Here is a 17,069-nt window from a genome sequence, read left to right as displayed (position 1 = left end):
AGCAATTCTTATAAACGATTATGGCAAATTTCAGATTCCACACAATTTCAAAGTCTAAGAAAATTAGACATATTTGCAAAATTTATAAAAATTCCCCATTCATTGTTTTCTTACATGGATTTATGTCAGATCTTGAAGGAAAAAAGCCAGAAGCTTTTTTAAAATTTGCAAGAAAAAATAAAATAAGTTTTCTTGCTTTAGAATATTCGGGTCATGGAAAATCTACAGGTAAATTCACAAATGGAAATATTTCGAAGTGGACTAAAGAAACTTCTACATTAATAAATAAATATATAAAAAATAATAATTTTTATGTCATTGGTTCAAGTATGGGTGCTTGGATTGCTTTAAGACAATTCAAAATATTTAAAAAACAAATTATGGGATTTTTAGGAATTGGGTCAGCACCTGAGTTTTTAGAAAATTTGATGTGGAAAAAATTCTCCAAAAAAATAAAGCAAGAAACAATCCAAAAAGGTATATATCACCTAAAACATGGGAATTATGAGTATCCAATCACTTATCAGCTTATAAAAGATGGAAGAATAAATAGAGTTTTAAATAAAAAAATAAATTCAAAAATTAATGTTACCATGGTGCATGGTGAATATGATGAAGCTGTACCAGTAAGTTATTCTAGAAAAGTTTTAAATCTATTTCCAAAAGCAAAAAAGAAATTGATCGTTGTAAAAAAGGGTGACCATAGCTTATCAAATAAGAAATGGCTTAATATAATCTTAAAAGAATTAAAATTATTAATTAACTAACTTCTTTTATAACTTTTTTTAAACTGATAGGGTTTTTAAGTTTATCTAACATTTCTTTAGGACAAACTTGAATGAAATTATTAATTTCATTATCATAATTTTTAATTATTTCTTTAGATAACAAAGATCCTGTCTCTTCATGATGTTCTTTGATTAAATTTTTTAAATTTTCTTTCCAAAAATCTGTTTCAACATTCTGCCAAACAACTGACTCTGGGTTTACTTTTTTTTCAAATTCTTGGGATTTATCATAGATAAAAGCCATACCACCTGTCATACCAGCAGCAAAGTTATCTCCAACATCTCCTAGAATTACTACTGTTCCACCAGTCATATACTCACAACCATTCGAGTCACATCCCTCAATAACTGTAACTGCACCTGAATTTCTTACAGAGAATCTTTCACCAGCTTGACCAGCTGCAAAAAGTTTTCCAGATGTTGCTCCGTATAGAACTGTATTTCCTAAGATAGTATTTTCATTTGAAATTAAGTTACTTTCTTCTGGTAGTCTTATAGAAATTGTAGCTCCTGAAAGACCTTTGCCGACATAATCATTTGCATCCCCTTTTAATACCAACTTCAAACCTTTGGATGAAAAAGCTCCAAAAGATTGGCCAGCTGACCCTTTAAAATTTAATACTAAAAAATTATCATCAAGTTTTTCATAGCCATATTTTTTATATAAATGGTGAGAAATTCTTGTCCCAACTGCTCTATGAGTATTTTTAATTAAATATTCTTTTTCAATTTTTTCAGAATTATCTAAAGCCTTTTCAATCTCAGGCCATATTTCTTGGTCTAGAGTATCTGGCACCAAATTAATTTCTTGGTTTTCACAGTATCTAGTATTGTTCCCAGTATCTGCTTGAACAAATAAAGGGTTTAAATCTAAATCATCTAAATTATCTGAACCTTTGCTAACTTGTCTAAGTAAGTCAGTTCTGCCAATAATATCATTTAATGATTTAAAACCTAATTTAGCTAAAATTTCTCTAACCTCAGTTGCTATAAACGTAAATAGATTAACAACCTTATCTGGTGTTCCAGTAAATTTTTCTCTTAATTTTTCATCTTGAGTACAGACACCAACAGGACATGTATTCGAATGACATTGTCTTACCATTATGCATCCCATTGCAACTAGAGCAGTTGTTGCAACTCCATACTCTTCTGCTCCCATCATAGCAGCTATAACAACATCTCTACCTGTTTTGATTCCCCCATCAGTTCTAAGTGTAACTGTATGTCTAAGATTATTTAATGTTAAAACCTGATTAGCCTCTGTTAATCCCATCTCCCATGGAATACCTACGTATTTTACACTTGTTTGCGGGGTAGCTCCGGTTCCACCGTTATGTCCCGAAATTAATATTATGTCTGCTTTTGCTTTAGCAACTCCTGCAGCAATAGTCCCAACTCCTGAGGATGCAACTAGTTTTACTCCAATCCTTGCTTTTGGATTAATCTGTTTTAAATCATAAATAAGCTGCGCAAGATCTTCTATTGAATAAATATCATGGTGTGGTGGAGGAGAAATTAGTGTTACTCCAGGCGTTGAGTGTCTTAATTTTGCTATTTCATCTGTAACTTTGAAACCTGGGAGTTGTCCGCCTTCTCCTGGCTTTGCACCTTGTGCAATTTTTATTTCAATCTCATTGCAATTGTTTAAATAATTAACTGTTACACCAAATCTTGCTGAAGCTATTTGTTTTACTCTTGAGTTTGCACTATCTCCGTTATCTAACACTTTAAATCTTTTTTCATCTTCACCACCTTCACCGCTACAAGAAGCTCCTTTAATTCTATTCATACCTGTAGCCAAAGTTTCATGTGCCTCTTTAGATAAAGCACCATGAGACATGCTTCCGCTTCCAAATCTTTTTAAAATATTTTCTATTGGTTCTACTTCTGAAATATCTATAGCTCCCTTTAATTTTTTTTCTCTAAAATCAATTAAGTCCCTTAAATTTATTGGTGGTAAATTATAAATACCTTCTGCATATCTTTTATAAGCGTCATAAGAATTAGAACCAACTGCACTTTGAAGTAAATGTATAAGTTTGCCCTGATATTGGTGTGTTTCTCCATTTTTTCTATATCTATAAATCCCTCCAATAGGAAGAATTGTATCAGTGCTTTCAAATGCTTCTTTATGAATTGTTCTTATTTTTTTTTCAATTCCAGTAAGTCCAATACCAGAAATTTTAGACACAACTCCTGGAAAATAATCTGAAACAATAGTTCTGCTTAATCCAACAGTCTCAAAATTGCATCCACCTCTGTAAGAACTTAAAACAGAGATACCCATCTTAGACATGATTTTTAATAAACCTGCATTGACAGATTTAATGTATCTTTCAACACATTCTTCAAAGCTAAACTTTCCAAATAATTTTTTTTCAAATCTTTGATATAAACTGTCAAACGCCAAATAAGGATTGACTGTTGTTGCTCCAACACCGATTAAAGTTGCAAAAGAGTGTGTATCTAATGCTTCTCCAGATTGGACATTTATTGACACATAGCCTCTTAATTTTTTCTCAATTAAAAACGAGTTGATTGCGCCAACTGCAAGCAGCATTGGAATTGGAAGTTTTGAAATTGATAAATCTTTATCGCTAAGAATTAATTGTGTAACACCCTGTCTAACAGCAATTTCCGCATCTTTTTGAATTTTTTTAATAGCTTCGTACAAACTACTACTTTCTTCAAAGGTACAGTCAATTATTGTTGAATTGTTTCCAAAAAAATTGATGAATTTTTCAAACTGAGAATTAGATAAAACTGGGCTATTTAGAACGTAAATATTCTGTTTTGTTAGATTATCAAAATCTAGAATATTGCCTAGATTTCCAAATCTTGTTTTTAAACTCATCACTTTGTTTTCTCTCAAAGAGTCTATTGGCGGATTCGTAACTTGGCTAAAATTTTGTCTAAAAAAATGATACAGAGGTCTATATTTATCTGATAGTACTGCTAAAGGAGTGTCATCGCCCATAGATCCTGTAGCCTCTTTTGCATCCTCAGCCATAGGGTGTAAAATTAATTCAAGATCCTCTAAACTAATCCCAAAAGTATATTGTCTTCTTCTTAAATCATCCCCTGAAAAAGAATTTTTTTCATCCTCAATCGTTAGCTTGTCATCTAAATCGATTATTTGTGAATTAAAATGTTTATACTCTTTTGCTAAGTAATCCTTAATTTGTTTATTACTAAATACTTTACCTTTTTCAATTCTTACTCCTATAATTTCTCCAGGACCTAATCTTCCTTTTGATAAAATTCTTTTTTCATTCAGTTCGATCATCCCAGTTTCTGAGCCTGCAAACAACAACTTATCCTTTGTAATTGCATATCTTAAAGGCCTTAATCCATTTCTATCATTTGCTGCAATAACCCACTCATTGTCAGTTCCAGCTATAGCGGCAGGTCCATCCCAAGGTTCCATTGTGCTATTTAAAAAATTAAATAATTGCTGATGATCTTTTGGCAAAGTCTTATTCTTCTTAGACCATGCATCAGGAACTAACATTAGTTTAGCTAATGGCGCAGGTTGACCTGAAATGTTTAATAATTCGAAAACATTATCTAAAGCTGCAGAATCTGAGGCTCCTTGTTGAATAACTGGCTTAAGATTTTCTATATCATCAAATAATGGACTATTCATTTCTTGTTCATGAACTTTCATCCAATTTTTATTTCCTCTATATGTGTTAATTTCTCCATTATGTGCAATTGCTCTAAATGGTTGAGCAAGATTCCAACTTGGAGCTGTGTTGGTTGAAAACCGCTGATGAAATATTGCGTATCTTGATACAAATCTTTCATCATTTAAATCTAAATAAAATTCTGAAATTGCTTCGGCTAAAAACATTCCTTTGTAAATAATTGATTTTGAACTTAACGAACAAATATAAAAATTATTTAATGATTTTTTGAAAGCTTCGTTTTCGATTTTTCTTCTTGTCTCATAAATTCTTCTCTCCAAATCTTTATTGGTAAGTTCTTTATTATGAGGTTTGAAAAGTACCTGAATAATTTCAGGCATAGTTTGAAAAGCTTTTTCACCTAAAACCTTTGGATTAACAGGAACTTGTCTCCAGCCATAAATATTAAAATCATTTTTCGTTAATTCGCTTTCAACAATTGTTTTGCAGCTCTCTTGTGCTGCATAGTCATTACGTGGAAGAAAAATCATTCCTACGCAGATTTCAGAATTATCGTGCTTGTGTCCAGTAACCTCAATTTTTTCAATAAAAAAATCTTTTGGAATTTCTAAGTGAATTCCAGCTCCATCTCCTGTTTTCCCGTCAGCATCTACCGCACCCCTATGCCAAACAGCCTTTAAAGCCTCAATTCCATATTCAACCACATTCCTGGATTTTTTCCCCTCTGTTGAAGCTATCAAACCCACTCCACAAGCATCATGCTCCATATCTTCAGAATAGACATTGTTTTTCTTAAGTAGATCAAAATTTTTTTTATAAGTTTTCATTAAGCAACTTTTTTCTCATTTTTGGATTTTGTTTCTAAATAATTTTTTATTGAATCTGCTGCGTCTCTCCCATCTTTAATTGCCCATACAACTAATGAAGCTCCTCTAACAATATCCCCAGCAGCAAAAACACCACTTAGATTAGTTTCCATAGTATCAAAATCTGTTTTTATTGTTCCCCATTTTGTAACTTGAAGTTCATTGCTATCAAATAAATTAGGTAAATCCTCTGGATCAAATCCAAGAGCTTTAATAACCATATCTGCTTTTATTTCATAACTTGAATCTTCTTGTACTTCAGGTTTTCTTCTGCCAGTTTCATCTGGTTCACCTAATTTTATTTGATCTACAATTAAATTTTCTACCTTATTAGTTCCTTTAAATTCTTTAGGACTAGACAACCATACAAATTCAACACCCTCTTCTTCAGCATTTGCAACTTCTCTTGCTGAACCAGGCATATTTTCTTTATCTCTTCTGTATAAGCATTTTACTGATTTTGCTTTTTGTCTAACTGAAGTTCTCACACAATCCATTGCTGTATCACCTCCGCCAATTACAACAACATCTTTTCCCTCAGCATTTAGAATTCCCTTGTCAAATAATTCAACGTCATCACCCAATCCTTTCTTATTTGATGCTGTAAGAAAATCCATTGCTGGAAAAATATTATCTAAATCATTACCTGGTAAATTAACTTCTCTTGCTTTGTAAACTCCTGTTGCAATTAATACTGCATCATGTTTTTTTCTTAATTGCTCTAAGCTTGCATCCTTACCAACTTCGAAATTTTGTATGAATTCTATTCCACCATCTTTTAAAAGCGTTGTTCGTCTTTCAACTATTTCTTTTTCTAATTTAAAATTTGGAATTCCATATATTAACAATCCTCCAGCTCTATCATAACGATCGTAAACTGTAATTTTATACCCATTTTTTCTTAACTGTTCTGCTGCCGCTAATCCAGCAGGACCAGCTCCTATAATTCCAACACTTTGATTTTTTTCATTTGTAACTTCAATTGGTTTAACCCAACCTTGTTCCCAGGCGTTATCTGTTATATATTTTTCAACGGAACCAATTGTAACTGTTCCATGACCAGACTGTTCAATTACACAATTGCCCTCGCATAATCTATCTTGCGGACAGATTCTTCCACAAACCTCAGGCATATTGTTAGTGCTTTGGGAAAGCTCATATGCTTCTTTTAATCTTCCTTCAGCAGTTAACTTTAACCAATCAGGAATATTATTACTTAAAGGACAATGAACTTGACAGAAAGGAACTCCACATTGAGAACATCTGCTTGATTGTTCTTTAGCTTTTTCATTGATATATTCGTCATATATCTCGTTAAAATCCTTTTTTCTTTGATCAACTTCTCTTTTAGGTGGAGTTTGTTGACCTATTTTTACAAATTTTAACATTTTGTCAGTCATAAAAATTATAATTTTCGGCAAATTATATAATGATTTTATTTAATAAAGCATTAAATAGGTCATATTTATTGACCTTTAATCTCTCATTTTTGTTATAAATAAACAGGTTTCTAATAAATGCATAGCTACTATGATCAAATCGTATTGTTTGAAATATAAGCTTTATAAGCTACGAAGAAATTATGTTTCAGAATATTATAGAAGTTTTAATCCTTTCAGCAATTCAAGGGGTTTCAGAATTTCTTCCGATAAGTTCTTCTGCACATTTAATTTTAGTTTCAAGCTTATATGAATTTAAATCTAGCTCATTACTAATTGATATAAGCCTTCATCTAGGATCTCTTTTTGCAATAGTTTATTACTTTAAAGAAGAGTTATTAAACATAAATAAAAATAAAAGACTAATAAGTTTAATTGTTATTGGATCTATTCCATTAATAATGTTTGGATATTTTTTGTATACCACAGGGCTAATTTATAGTTTACGAAACATTGAAACAATTGCATGGACAACTTTAATATTTGCGATTGTTTTATATATATCTGACAAAAGTCGTTTTGATAAAAAAATTTCTACAAATTTAAATATTCAATCAATTCTATTTATAGGAATGATGCAAATTTTATCATTGATACCTGGAATAAGCAGAGCAGGTATTACAATAACAGCTGCAAGGATTTTGAAATTTAATAGAGTAGATTCGAGTAAAATATCTTTTTTACTATCTATCCCAGCGTTAGCTGGTGCAAGTGTGCTTAGTTTAAAAGATATTTTTAATCAACCAACAGAATTTAATTATTTAGTAATAATTGCAATTATATCTTCTTTTATTCTTTCTTTTTTAACAGTTAAATATTTTTTAATTTTTATAAATAAGTTTTCTATGAATGTATTTGTAATTTATAGAATAATAATTGCTTTAGTATTGTTCGGTTTAATTTATTAAATTTTTTTCCTTTTTATAAGTGGGAGTAATTGTGATAATAAAACTCCACACAAAATAAAAAAACATCCAAATATATTATTTATATCTAATACTTGATTTAAAATAAACCATGCAGCTACAGTTGCAAATACACCTTCAAGGGAGAAAATAATTGCTGCTGGTGCAGGTGTAATATTTTTTTGTGCATAAATCTGTAATACAAATGCAAATCCTCCAGATAATATTCCAGCATATAATATAGAATATATTTCCATTAGAATGTTGTTCCAAACAAATTCTTCATAAAGAATTCCAATGAAAAAAGATAAAATAGCTACGATTAAAGTTTGAATTGCTCCAATTGTAAGTGGAAGATTGTATTTAGAAATAATAATTCCAGTAAATATAATATGTGTGCTCCAAAATAAAGCTCCTAGTACAACCAAAGTATCACCCAACCTAACAGTTGCATCGTAAAAATTTGTTAATAAATATCCTCCAATTAAACACAAAATTACTGAAGGCCAAACACTCCAATGAATTGATTTTTTTCCAAACAAATAAATTATGATAGGCACCATAGGTACATAAAAGATCGTAAAAAAGGCTGCATTTGCAACATCTGTATATAGCAAAGCAACCTGTTGTAATGCAGAACCTAAAAATAAGGACAATCCTATTAAAGACACATAAATTATAAACGTTTTTTTATCTGTTTTTAATTCTGGTTTAAAATTTTTTAATTCAAGTAAAATTACTAGTGGGGTAATAGCTAAAAAACCAACAAAAAATCTAACAGCATTAAATGTAAAAGGACCAATATTGTCCATACCAGTATCTTGAGCAATAAAAGTTGTGCCCCATATAAAAGTGCATAACAAAGCACTTAATAGGGAAATGGGCTTAGACATTTTTAATTATACAGCTAGCTTATAAGCAAAATTTTTGCCTAAATTTTCTTTAAGATCATTGTTAAATCTTGCTGCCTCAGCTCCATCAATAATTCTATGATCATAAGACAAAGAAATCGGTAGCATTGTTCTAGTTTGAAACTTTCCATTTATATAAATTTGTTTTTTCTCTGATCTTCCTACTCCTAAAATTGCTACTTCAGGATAATTTATTATTGGTGTAAAAAATGATCCACCTATTCCACCCAAACTAGTAATGGTCATCGAACCACCAAACAATTCTTTTTTGTCTATTTTTAAATTTCTACAAAGATCGCTTACCTCCCTCAACTCTCTACTAATATGAGAAATTTTTTTATTATTAGCGTTTCTAATTTTTGGAACCATTAGTCCATTTGGAGTGTCTACAGCTATACCTATATGATAATATTTTTTCATTGTCATTTTACCTGTTTCAATTTCATCTATTGAAGAATTAAAACTTGGAAATTTTTTTAACGAAGCAACTAACGCTTTTATAATAAATGCTAAAGGAGTAATTTTAATTTTAGCTCCTGTATAAATGTCAGTCAAAGAATTTCTGAAACTTTCCATTTCTGTAATATCAGCCTCATCATGATTTGTAACATGAGGTATAGTGGTCCATGAATTTGTTAAATACTTTGATGATAATTTTTTAACTCTTGGTATATCTTTGATCTCTATTTGACCAAAATCTGAATGCTCAAATTCGTTTTTGATTTTGCTTGGTTTTTTTTCCTCAACGACTTCAGCGATATTGTTTGATCTTAATGCTACAAATTTTTTGATGTCTTCTTCAACAACTCTTCCATCTCTCTTGCTTCCTAAAACTTTATTTATATCTACACCGAGTTCTCTAGCAAATTTTCTAGCTTTTGGGCTTGCTGATGAAATGTTAGATACATTATTTGAAACTTTAGTTTCTTGTTGAACTTCAGGTTCTATTACTTCAATTTTTTTAAACTCTTTTTCTATTATTGGCTTTTGTTCAACTTTTTGATTTATCTGTGATGACTTTTCTAAAGTTAAAATTAAATCTCCTTCAGATACTTTATCTCCAACTTTTATATTTAAGTTAGAAATTTTACCTTCAAAACTAGATGGTATTTCTACGCTAGACTTATCGCTTTCTATTGTAATTAAAGGGTCATTTTTTTTAATTGATTGGCCTTTTTTTACTAATACCTCAATAACCTCAACATCTTTAAAATCTCCAATATTTGGTACCTTAATTTCAATATCTGACATTATAATTTTGTTGGCATAGGTTTATCGCCATCAATTTTGTATTTTTTCATAGCATCTTTTGCATATTTTGAAGCTATCAATTGTTCTTTTGCTAAAATGCTTAATCCATAAGCTACTAAATGTTCTTTATCTACCTCAAAGAATTTTCTTAAATTTTTTCTAGTATCACTTCTTCCAAAACCATCTGCACCTAGAGAATAAAAGCTCTTATTGTTTGTATAAGGTCTTATTTGATCAGAATTCATTCTCATATAATCAGATGCTGCCATAATTGGTCCTTCGGTGCTTCCAAGACATTGCTCTACATATGATTTTTTAGGAGTTTTGTCTGGATTTAAAAGGTTATATCTTTCAACTTCCATTCCATCTTTTCTTAACTCATTAAAACTTGTAACACTCCATATTTCACTATCAATTTGATAGTCGTTTTGTAAAATTTCAGCTGCTGCCATCATCTCTCTTAAAATTGTTCCTGAGCCCAAAAGTTGAAGTTTTGTTTTTTTATATTTGTTAAATTCCTTTATCTTATACATTCCTTTAAGAATTCCTTCTTCACAATTTTTATCCTTAGGCATTTCAGGATGTGAATAATTTTCGTTCATTGTTGTAATATAATAAAAAACATTTTCTTTCTTCTCATGCATTCTTCTTAGACCTTCTCTAAAAATAGTTGCTAATTCATAATGAAATGTGGGATCATATGTTACACAGTTAGGAATTGTTGATGCAATCAAATGACTATGTCCATCTTGATGTTGTAATCCTTCACCTGCTAAGGTTGTTCTTCCAGCTGTTGCACCAATTAAAAAACCTCTAGCCTGGCTATCACCAGCAGCCCAAGCTAAATCTCCAATTCTTTGAAATCCAAACATAGAATAAAAAATGTATATTGGAATCATTTCAATATCATGATTTGTGTAAGCAGTTGCAGCTGCTATCCAAGAAGACATCGCTCCTGCCTCATTAATTCCTTCTTCAAGTACCTGTCCACTTTTATCTTCTCTATAAGAACTTAGTTGTGCAGCATCTTCGGGTTCATATTTCTGTCCTTCATGAGCATATATTCCAATTTTTTGAAAAAATCCTTCCATACCGAATGTTCTTGCTTCATCTGGGATAATTGGAACTAATCTAGGTGAAATATTTTTATCTCTTAACAAATTAGTTAACATTCTGACCAGTGCCATTGTGGTAGACATTTCTTTTTCACCAGTTGAAACTTTCATAAAATCAAAAATATCTTTTGATGGTGCTTTAATAGGTTTTGCAAAGGTTGATCTCTCTGGCAAATAGCCTCCCAGTTTAAGTCTTCTCTCTTTTATGTATCTAATCTCTGGAGATTTCTCATCAGGCCTAAAGTATTCTATGTTTCTAACTTGTTCATCAGTTAGGGGAACGTCAAAACGATCTCTATAATACATAAGATCATCCACATCTAATTTTTTAGTTTGGTGAGTAGTGTTTACACTTTCACCTGTTTTTCCCATTCCATATCCCTTGATTGTTTTTGCAATAATAACTGTTGGACTTCCTTGGTTTTTAATTGCTTTATCATAAGCTGCGTATACCTTATGAGGATCGTGTCCTCCTCGATTTAATCTCCAAATATCTTTATCTGACATAGATGAAACCATCTCCAAAGTATCTGGATTTTTTCCAAAAAACTTTTCTCGCACATATGCACCATCTCTTGCTTTCATAGCTTGGTATTCACCATCTACAGTTTCATTCATAATTTTTACTAATTGACCAGTTTTGTCATTAGCTAACAATGAGTCCCAGTATGAACCCCAAATAACTTTTATGACATTCCATCCAGCACCTCTAAAGCTACCTTCAAGTTCTTGTATAATTTTTCCATTTCCTCTTACAGGTCCATCAAGTCTTTGGAGATTGCAATTAATTACAAAAATTAAATTATCTAGTTTTTCTCTAGCTGCTAATCCAATTGCACCCATGGATTCTGGTTCATCCATTTCACCGTCTCCTAAAAAAGCCCAGACCTTTCGTCCCTCATCTTTAATCAATCCTCTATTGATTAAATATTTCATGTATCTTGCTTGATAAATTGCAAGCATTGGTCCTAACCCCATCGAAACAGTCGGAAATTGCCAAAAATTTGGCATTAGCCAAGGGTGAGGGTATGAAGATAATCCTCCAGGTTTTACTTCCTGTCTAAAACTATCTAATTGTTTCTCAGTTAATCTGCCCTCTAAAAATGCTCTAGCATACATTCCAGGTGCGCTGTGTCCTTGGAAATATACTAGATCACCTCCAAATTTATTATTTTTTGCTCTCCAAAAATGATTCATTCCAACATCATATAAAGTTGCAGCAGATGCAAAGGTTCCTATATGTCCACCTAATTCTGGAAATTTTTTGTTAGCTCTTACCACCATCGCGGCTGCATTCCATCTGATCAGAGATCTTATTCTCCTCTCAATATTTTGATCTCCATTTGATTTTATTTCAGCCTCAGGAGGGATGGTATTTATATATGGAGTATTTTGTGTGTAAGGAATATTTGCTCCTTCACGATAAGCTTTGTTAATTAATTCCTTAATTAAAAAGTGAGCTCTTTGATTTCCATCTTTTGAAATTACTGCAGACAAAGATTCTAGCCAATCTTGGGTTTCTAGAGGATCTGCATCTAATCCATTTGTAACTTGAATTATAGGTTGTTTTTTTTCTTTTGCTGGCTCTGGTACATTCACCTGCTCCTCTTTTTTGACAGCCATAGCTTCCTCAGCTTGTTTAATAATATTTTCTGTATCTTTAGGAAGATTGCTCTCTGGAAGACTTTTGGTTGAATTACTTAAACTTAAAAGTAAATCACCTTTTGAAACTTTATCGCCTACTTTGACATTAATGGTATCAATTTTTCCTGATATAGTTGATGGAATTTCAACACTAGATTTATCACTTTCAATTGTAACTATTGGATCATTTTCCTTGATTATATCTCCTGGCTTTACAAGTAATTCTATCACCTCAACATTCTCAAAATCACCGATGTCAGGAACAAGTAGTTTTTCGCTCATTATTTAAAAGGCTTATACACTCAAATAAAATATATTTTTATGTTATTTTATCACATTAATTAATCTTTTTATGCAAAGCTGTGTTTTAATTGAACAAAATTTGTTAATAAAACCTCAAAATACAGTATCTTTAATAAAATTAATTTTGGACCGCTGGCCAAATTGGATAAGGCGCTCGGCTACGAACCGGGAGATTCCAGATTCGAGTTCTGGGCGGTCCACCAAAAAAGGATAAAAATGATTGATTGGCTTTTAAAAGCATCTTTACAAAAATCAGTAATTTACTTTTTTATAATTATCGCATTGTTATTATTGCTATTAACAATTGTATTGTAAATTTTATGAGTAATGAATTTGAACAAATAAGCTTAACACCTGGTTTTATGAAACACAATGGAGGTGTTTTGTTTAGAAACATTTCTGAAACTGAATATGAATTTAAATCTACTATAAATGAAAATCACTTAAATGCTGCTGGTATAACTCATGGAGGCTATCTATCAGCATTAATAGATGCAGGTGCCGGAACCGCTGCTCACAGATCTGCGAGTAATGCTCCATGTGTAACTATTTCATTAGATATCAAGTTTATTGGTGCCTCAAAAGTTGGTGATGAAATTATTGGACATACAAAAATTTTAAAAAAAACTAATACATTAATATTTTTATTTTGTGAGCTTAAATGTAATAACAAAATTATCACATCAGCAACAGGTGTTTGGAAAATTTTAAAAGTTAAACCTTCAAACTTAGGTCCAGGTGGTTAATTTATTCTTTTCTTCTGATATTAAAATATCCACAAATAACTAATAAAATTAAAGCGATTGGATAAACTATATTTTTCGATGGTCTATCAAAGTTTTCAATTTTGAATTCACTAATATAATCACCCATTTCAAAACCATTTTTTTTTGCCTCTCCATTCCATTTTAAATTATCAACAATTATTTTTTCATCTTGCACCAATAAAGTAATCCCATAATCCTCTAGAGTAAAATGATCTTCAAAGGTATTTTTTGATATTACAAAAAGTTTATATCTTTCTCCATATAAACTGGGTCTTGTTACTTTAATTTGGATTTCTTTTTTTGAATCAAATTTTAATGAATTGATTTTATTAATTTCTTGATAATTATATTTTGGGTAAAATTTATTTAAAACAAAATCTGGAGACAATAAAGAAATAGAAATAATTAAAAAAATAATTATCTCATACCATTTAAGTCTATTTACAAACCAACCTTGAGTTGCTGATGTAAAAACTAAAATTCCGATTAATGATGTTATAATAACAATAAGCCCATGCCATATATTCTCAATACCAATAAGTAAAAGTTCATGATTAAACAAAAAGACTATTGGTAATATTCCTGTTCTTAAACTATACCAAAATGCTTGAACTCCAGTCCTTAATGGGTCTCCTCCAGATATTCCTGCAGCTGCATAAGAAGCTAGTCCTACTGGTGGTGTTACATCTGCCATCAGTCCAAAGTAAAAAACAAATAAATGAACTGCTATAAGTGGAAAAATAAACCCAGATGCATTTCCAACATCAACTAAAACAGTTGCCATCAAAGATGCAACCACAACATAGTTTGCTGTAGTTGGTAAACCCATTCCTAACAACAAACATAAAATTATTGTTAAAAATAATAGTATTGTGACGTTATCTTTAGCAATAGATTCGATAACAATAATTAAGTTTGTACTTAAGCCTGTTGAGCCAACTGCACCTACTATGATACCAGCTGTAGCAATTGCTATACCAACTGCTACCATATTCAATGCCCCTTTTTCAAAACCAACGATTGTTTGATTAAACCATTCTTTAAAAGAATCTTTAGAGTAATTATTTTTAATAATTAAGTTAATTAGATTTACTAAAATTAAAGTAATTGTTGCATAAAAAATTGAATACGAAGCAGTGAACCTTAAATAAACAAGAGTATAAATTAAAACAAAAATAGGAATTAAAAAGTGAATTCCAGATAAAAATGTTTTTTTCAAATTAGGAACATCGGCATCGTCCATTCCTTTGAGATTTAATTTTAGAGCTTCTAGGTGAGATATATAAAATAGAGCAATATAAGAAATAATTGCAGGTAAAAAAGCATGTTTAACTATTTCAAAATAAGTAACCCCAATAAAACTTGCCATTACAAATGCTGCGGCACCCATCACAGGCGGCATTATTTGTCCATTTACAGATGATGAAACCTCAATTGCACCTGCCTTTTCTTTAGAGAAACCTGTTTTTTTCATTATTGGAATAGTAAATGTTCCTGTAGTTACGGTATTAGCAATTGATGATCCTGAGATTAAACCAGTCATTCCTGAACCTAGAATTGCAGCTTTGGCTGGTCCACCTCTCATTTTACCAACCATCGCAAAGGCTAAATCTAAAAAATATTTACCTCCACCTGCTGTTTCGAGTAAGGCACCAAATAAAACGAACAGAAAAATAAAATCTACAGAAACACCAATAGGGATTCCAAATATTGCCTCTTGATCCAACCATTGAAATCCTACTAATCTATTTAAAGACAAGCCTCCATGAGAAATTATCTCTGGTGCATACCTTCCAAAATATGAAAATAATAAAAAACAAGTTGCAATGATTACCAAAGGTAATCCAATTGCTCTTCTTGTGGCCTCTAAAAGTATTAAAATACCACATCCTCCTAAAATTAATTCCACTGGAAAATTGAATGTATCAGTGATTTTCAAACTTAAAAGAACACCACCCCTCTCTACTAATTGATCATAAAAAAAATAAATATAGAGACAAGAAAAAGCGCCCACAAAACTTATAATAATATCAAAAAATGAAATTTTTTTTCCTTTTGCTACTGGGTAGATTAAAAATGCTAAAGTTAATGCAAATCCTAAATGTATTGCTCTCGCAGGTAAACCTTTAAACATTCCAATATTCAACATAAATGGAAATGGTGATGCGTACCAAAGTTGAAATAAAGACCAAATGATAGCTATTGCAGAAACTACCTTTAAATGAAATCCAGTAATGTTTCTGGTTGGTGATAAATCTTCGCTTATTTTATTTTTTATATTGGTGCTAATTGAATCACTCATAAGAAATATTCATACCATAAAAAAAAGGCCCGGTAAAAATTACCAGGCCTTTTAAAAAGTAAAAAACTTAGATTACATTAATCCAGCTTCTTTATAATATTTAATTGCACCAGGATGTAGTGGAGCAGATAAACCATCTTTAATCATGTTTTTCTTTTCCAAAAATCCAAATGCTGGATGTTGTTTTTTGAAATCGTCAAAGTTTTCAAAAACTGCTTTTGTAACTAAGTACACTAGTTCTTCAGAAACATCTGCTGAAGTTACCACAGTTGCTTTAACACCAAATGTAGTAGCATCTTTTTTCTGTTTAGTATAAGTGCCTTTAGGAATTACAGCCTGTGCATAATAATCAGCACCATCAATTAAGCCTTGAACTTCTGGTCCAGTCAAATTGATTGGAGATGCTTTAGCAGCACAAGTTGCGGCTTGTTCCATTGCACCATTTGGAAATCCAACCGAATAACCAAATGCATCAATTTTACCATCACATAAAGCTTTCACTTGCTCTGAAGAAGTTAACTCTGTCGTTGATTTAAAGAAACTATTATCAACACCCATAGCTTTCATTAGTTCTTCCATAGTTCCTCTCTGACCTGAACCAGGGTTACCAATGTTTACTACTTTACCTTCTAGATCTGCAAAATCTTTAATTCTTGCTTTTTTTCTAGCCCAAATTTGAAAAGGTTCGTTGTGAACTGAAAACACAGCTCTCAAATCACTAAATTGTTTTCCTTCCCATTTGCTTGAACCATTCACTGCGTGATATTGCCAGTCAGATTGAGCTACACCAAATTGAAATTCTCCAGCTGCTATTTGTCCAATATTGTAGTTTGAACCACCTGTCGATGGAGCAGTACATCTATACGCTTTAGCTGTGCCTTTTTTTCTACCGTGCTCAGCACTAATTGCTGATTTATGAAGCATTTTACATATAGCGTTACCTGTTTGGAAATATACTCCAGTAGGTCCACCAGTTCCTATCGTGAAGAACTCAGCTGATTTAGCAACTGTAGTTAAGGACAGTGATGCAAATAAAATCAGTAAAGCACTTGATAGGGATGTTATTATTTTTTTCATTATTTTTCCCTCTCTATTTGTATGTCGTTATTTTTTATAAATTAATCTTAC

General features: G+C 31.3%; 10 protein-coding genes and 1 tRNA gene. 4 read left to right on the top strand and 7 right to left on the bottom strand.

Translation table 11 applies throughout. The features are described from left to right. Positions 1-20: 20 nt before the first annotated feature. Positions 21-767: an alpha/beta hydrolase gene (locus ACTTBI_RS07130; protein ID WP_440653410.1), complete on the top strand. Its 747-nt coding sequence runs from the start codon at positions 21-23 to the stop codon at positions 765-767. On the opposite strand, the gene gltB is transcribed toward ACTTBI_RS07130, so the two are convergent. Continuing rightward, complete coding sequence (gltB, locus tag ACTTBI_RS07125; protein ID WP_440653409.1) at positions 760-5,265, bottom strand: glutamate synthase large subunit; 4,506 nt, start codon at positions 5,263-5,265, stop codon at positions 760-762. The two genes, ACTTBI_RS07130 and gltB, sit on opposite strands and share 8 nt — an antisense overlap. Beyond that, complete coding sequence (locus ACTTBI_RS07120) at positions 5,265-6,704, bottom strand: NAD(P)-dependent oxidoreductase (protein WP_440653407.1); 1,440 nt, start codon at positions 6,702-6,704, stop codon at positions 5,265-5,267. The genes gltB and ACTTBI_RS07120 overlap by 1 nt, the downstream gene beginning before the upstream one ends. A 182-nt stretch (positions 6,705-6,886) precedes the next feature. On the opposite strand from ACTTBI_RS07120, the gene ACTTBI_RS07115 reads away from it, so the two are divergent. Continuing rightward, complete coding sequence (locus tag ACTTBI_RS07115) at positions 6,887-7,651, top strand: undecaprenyl-diphosphate phosphatase (protein WP_440653405.1); 765 nt, start codon at positions 6,887-6,889, stop codon at positions 7,649-7,651. Here ACTTBI_RS07115 and ACTTBI_RS07110 read toward each other — a convergent pair. Genes ACTTBI_RS07110 through aceE form a run of 3 tightly spaced genes read right to left on the bottom strand, consistent with a single transcriptional unit; the run spans position 7,648 to position 12,851 of the window. Then, positions 7,648-8,541: a DMT family transporter gene (locus ACTTBI_RS07110; protein ID WP_440653403.1), complete on the bottom strand. Its 894-nt coding sequence runs from the start codon at positions 8,539-8,541 to the stop codon at positions 7,648-7,650. The genes ACTTBI_RS07115 and ACTTBI_RS07110 overlap by 4 nt on opposite strands. 6 nt (positions 8,542-8,547) lie before the next feature. Continuing rightward, complete coding sequence (locus tag ACTTBI_RS07105) at positions 8,548-9,810, bottom strand: 2-oxo acid dehydrogenase subunit E2 (RefSeq protein WP_440653402.1); 1,263 nt, start codon at positions 9,808-9,810, stop codon at positions 8,548-8,550. Then, entirely contained in the window at positions 9,810-12,851 is a 3,042-nt protein-coding gene (gene aceE, locus ACTTBI_RS07100) for a pyruvate dehydrogenase (acetyl-transferring), homodimeric type (protein WP_440653401.1), read from the bottom strand. The genes ACTTBI_RS07105 and aceE overlap by 1 nt, the downstream gene beginning before the upstream one ends. Positions 12,852-12,998: 147 nt before the next feature. Between aceE and ACTTBI_RS07095 the strand changes: the two genes are divergently transcribed. Together ACTTBI_RS07095 and ACTTBI_RS07090 are read left to right on the top strand one after the other, a co-directional pair. Next, a tRNA-Arg gene (locus ACTTBI_RS07095) sits at positions 12,999-13,075 on the top strand. Between the two features lie 117 nt (positions 13,076-13,192). Beyond that, positions 13,193-13,618, top strand: a complete 426-nt coding sequence (locus tag ACTTBI_RS07090; RefSeq protein ID WP_440653399.1) for a PaaI family thioesterase — start codon at positions 13,193-13,195, stop codon at positions 13,616-13,618. 1 nt (position 13,619) lies between these two features. On the opposite strand, the gene ACTTBI_RS07085 is transcribed toward ACTTBI_RS07090, so the two are convergent. Beyond that, positions 13,620-15,941: a TRAP transporter permease gene (locus ACTTBI_RS07085; RefSeq protein ID WP_440653398.1), complete on the bottom strand. Its 2,322-nt coding sequence runs from the start codon at positions 15,939-15,941 to the stop codon at positions 13,620-13,622. 72 nt (positions 15,942-16,013) lie between these two features. Next, positions 16,014-17,018, bottom strand: a complete 1,005-nt coding sequence (locus tag ACTTBI_RS07080; protein ID WP_262590104.1) for a TAXI family TRAP transporter solute-binding subunit — start codon at positions 17,016-17,018, stop codon at positions 16,014-16,016. Positions 17,019-17,069: the final 51 nt, after the last annotated feature.

It is taken from the genome of Candidatus Pelagibacter sp. HIMB1542, assembly GCF_052047835.1.
Classification (GTDB): domain Bacteria; phylum Pseudomonadota; class Alphaproteobacteria; order Pelagibacterales; family Pelagibacteraceae; genus Pelagibacter.
The sequence above is the reverse complement of the archived record's forward strand: the minus strand, read 5'-3'. Positions and strand labels throughout refer to the sequence as shown.

What these genes read in the sequence shown, in the direction of transcription:
- ACTTBI_RS07130 (WP_440653410.1), top strand. Translation starts at nt 21, where the DNA reads ATGGCAAATTTCAGATTCCACACAATTTCAAAGTCTAAGAAAATTAGA.
- gltB (WP_440653409.1), bottom strand. Translation starts at nt 5,265, where the DNA reads ATGAAAACTTATAAAAAAAATTTTGATCTACTTAAGAAAAACAATGTC.
- ACTTBI_RS07120 (WP_440653407.1), bottom strand. Translation starts at nt 6,704, where the DNA reads ATGACTGACAAAATGTTAAAATTTGTAAAAATAGGTCAACAAACTCCA.
- ACTTBI_RS07115 (WP_440653405.1), top strand. Translation starts at nt 6,887, where the DNA reads ATGTTTCAGAATATTATAGAAGTTTTAATCCTTTCAGCAATTCAAGGG.
- ACTTBI_RS07110 (WP_440653403.1), bottom strand. Translation starts at nt 8,541, where the DNA reads ATGTCTAAGCCCATTTCCCTATTAAGTGCTTTGTTATGCACTTTTATA.
- ACTTBI_RS07105 (WP_440653402.1), bottom strand. Translation starts at nt 9,810, where the DNA reads ATGTCAGATATTGAAATTAAGGTACCAAATATTGGAGATTTTAAAGAT.
- aceE (WP_440653401.1), bottom strand. Translation starts at nt 12,851, where the DNA reads ATGAGCGAAAAACTACTTGTTCCTGACATCGGTGATTTTGAGAATGTT.
- ACTTBI_RS07090 (WP_440653399.1), top strand. Translation starts at nt 13,193, where the DNA reads ATGAGTAATGAATTTGAACAAATAAGCTTAACACCTGGTTTTATGAAA.
- ACTTBI_RS07085 (WP_440653398.1), bottom strand. Translation starts at nt 15,941, where the DNA reads ATGAGTGATTCAATTAGCACCAATATAAAAAATAAAATAAGCGAAGAT.
- ACTTBI_RS07080 (WP_262590104.1), bottom strand. Translation starts at nt 17,018, where the DNA reads ATGAAAAAAATAATAACATCCCTATCAAGTGCTTTACTGATTTTATTT.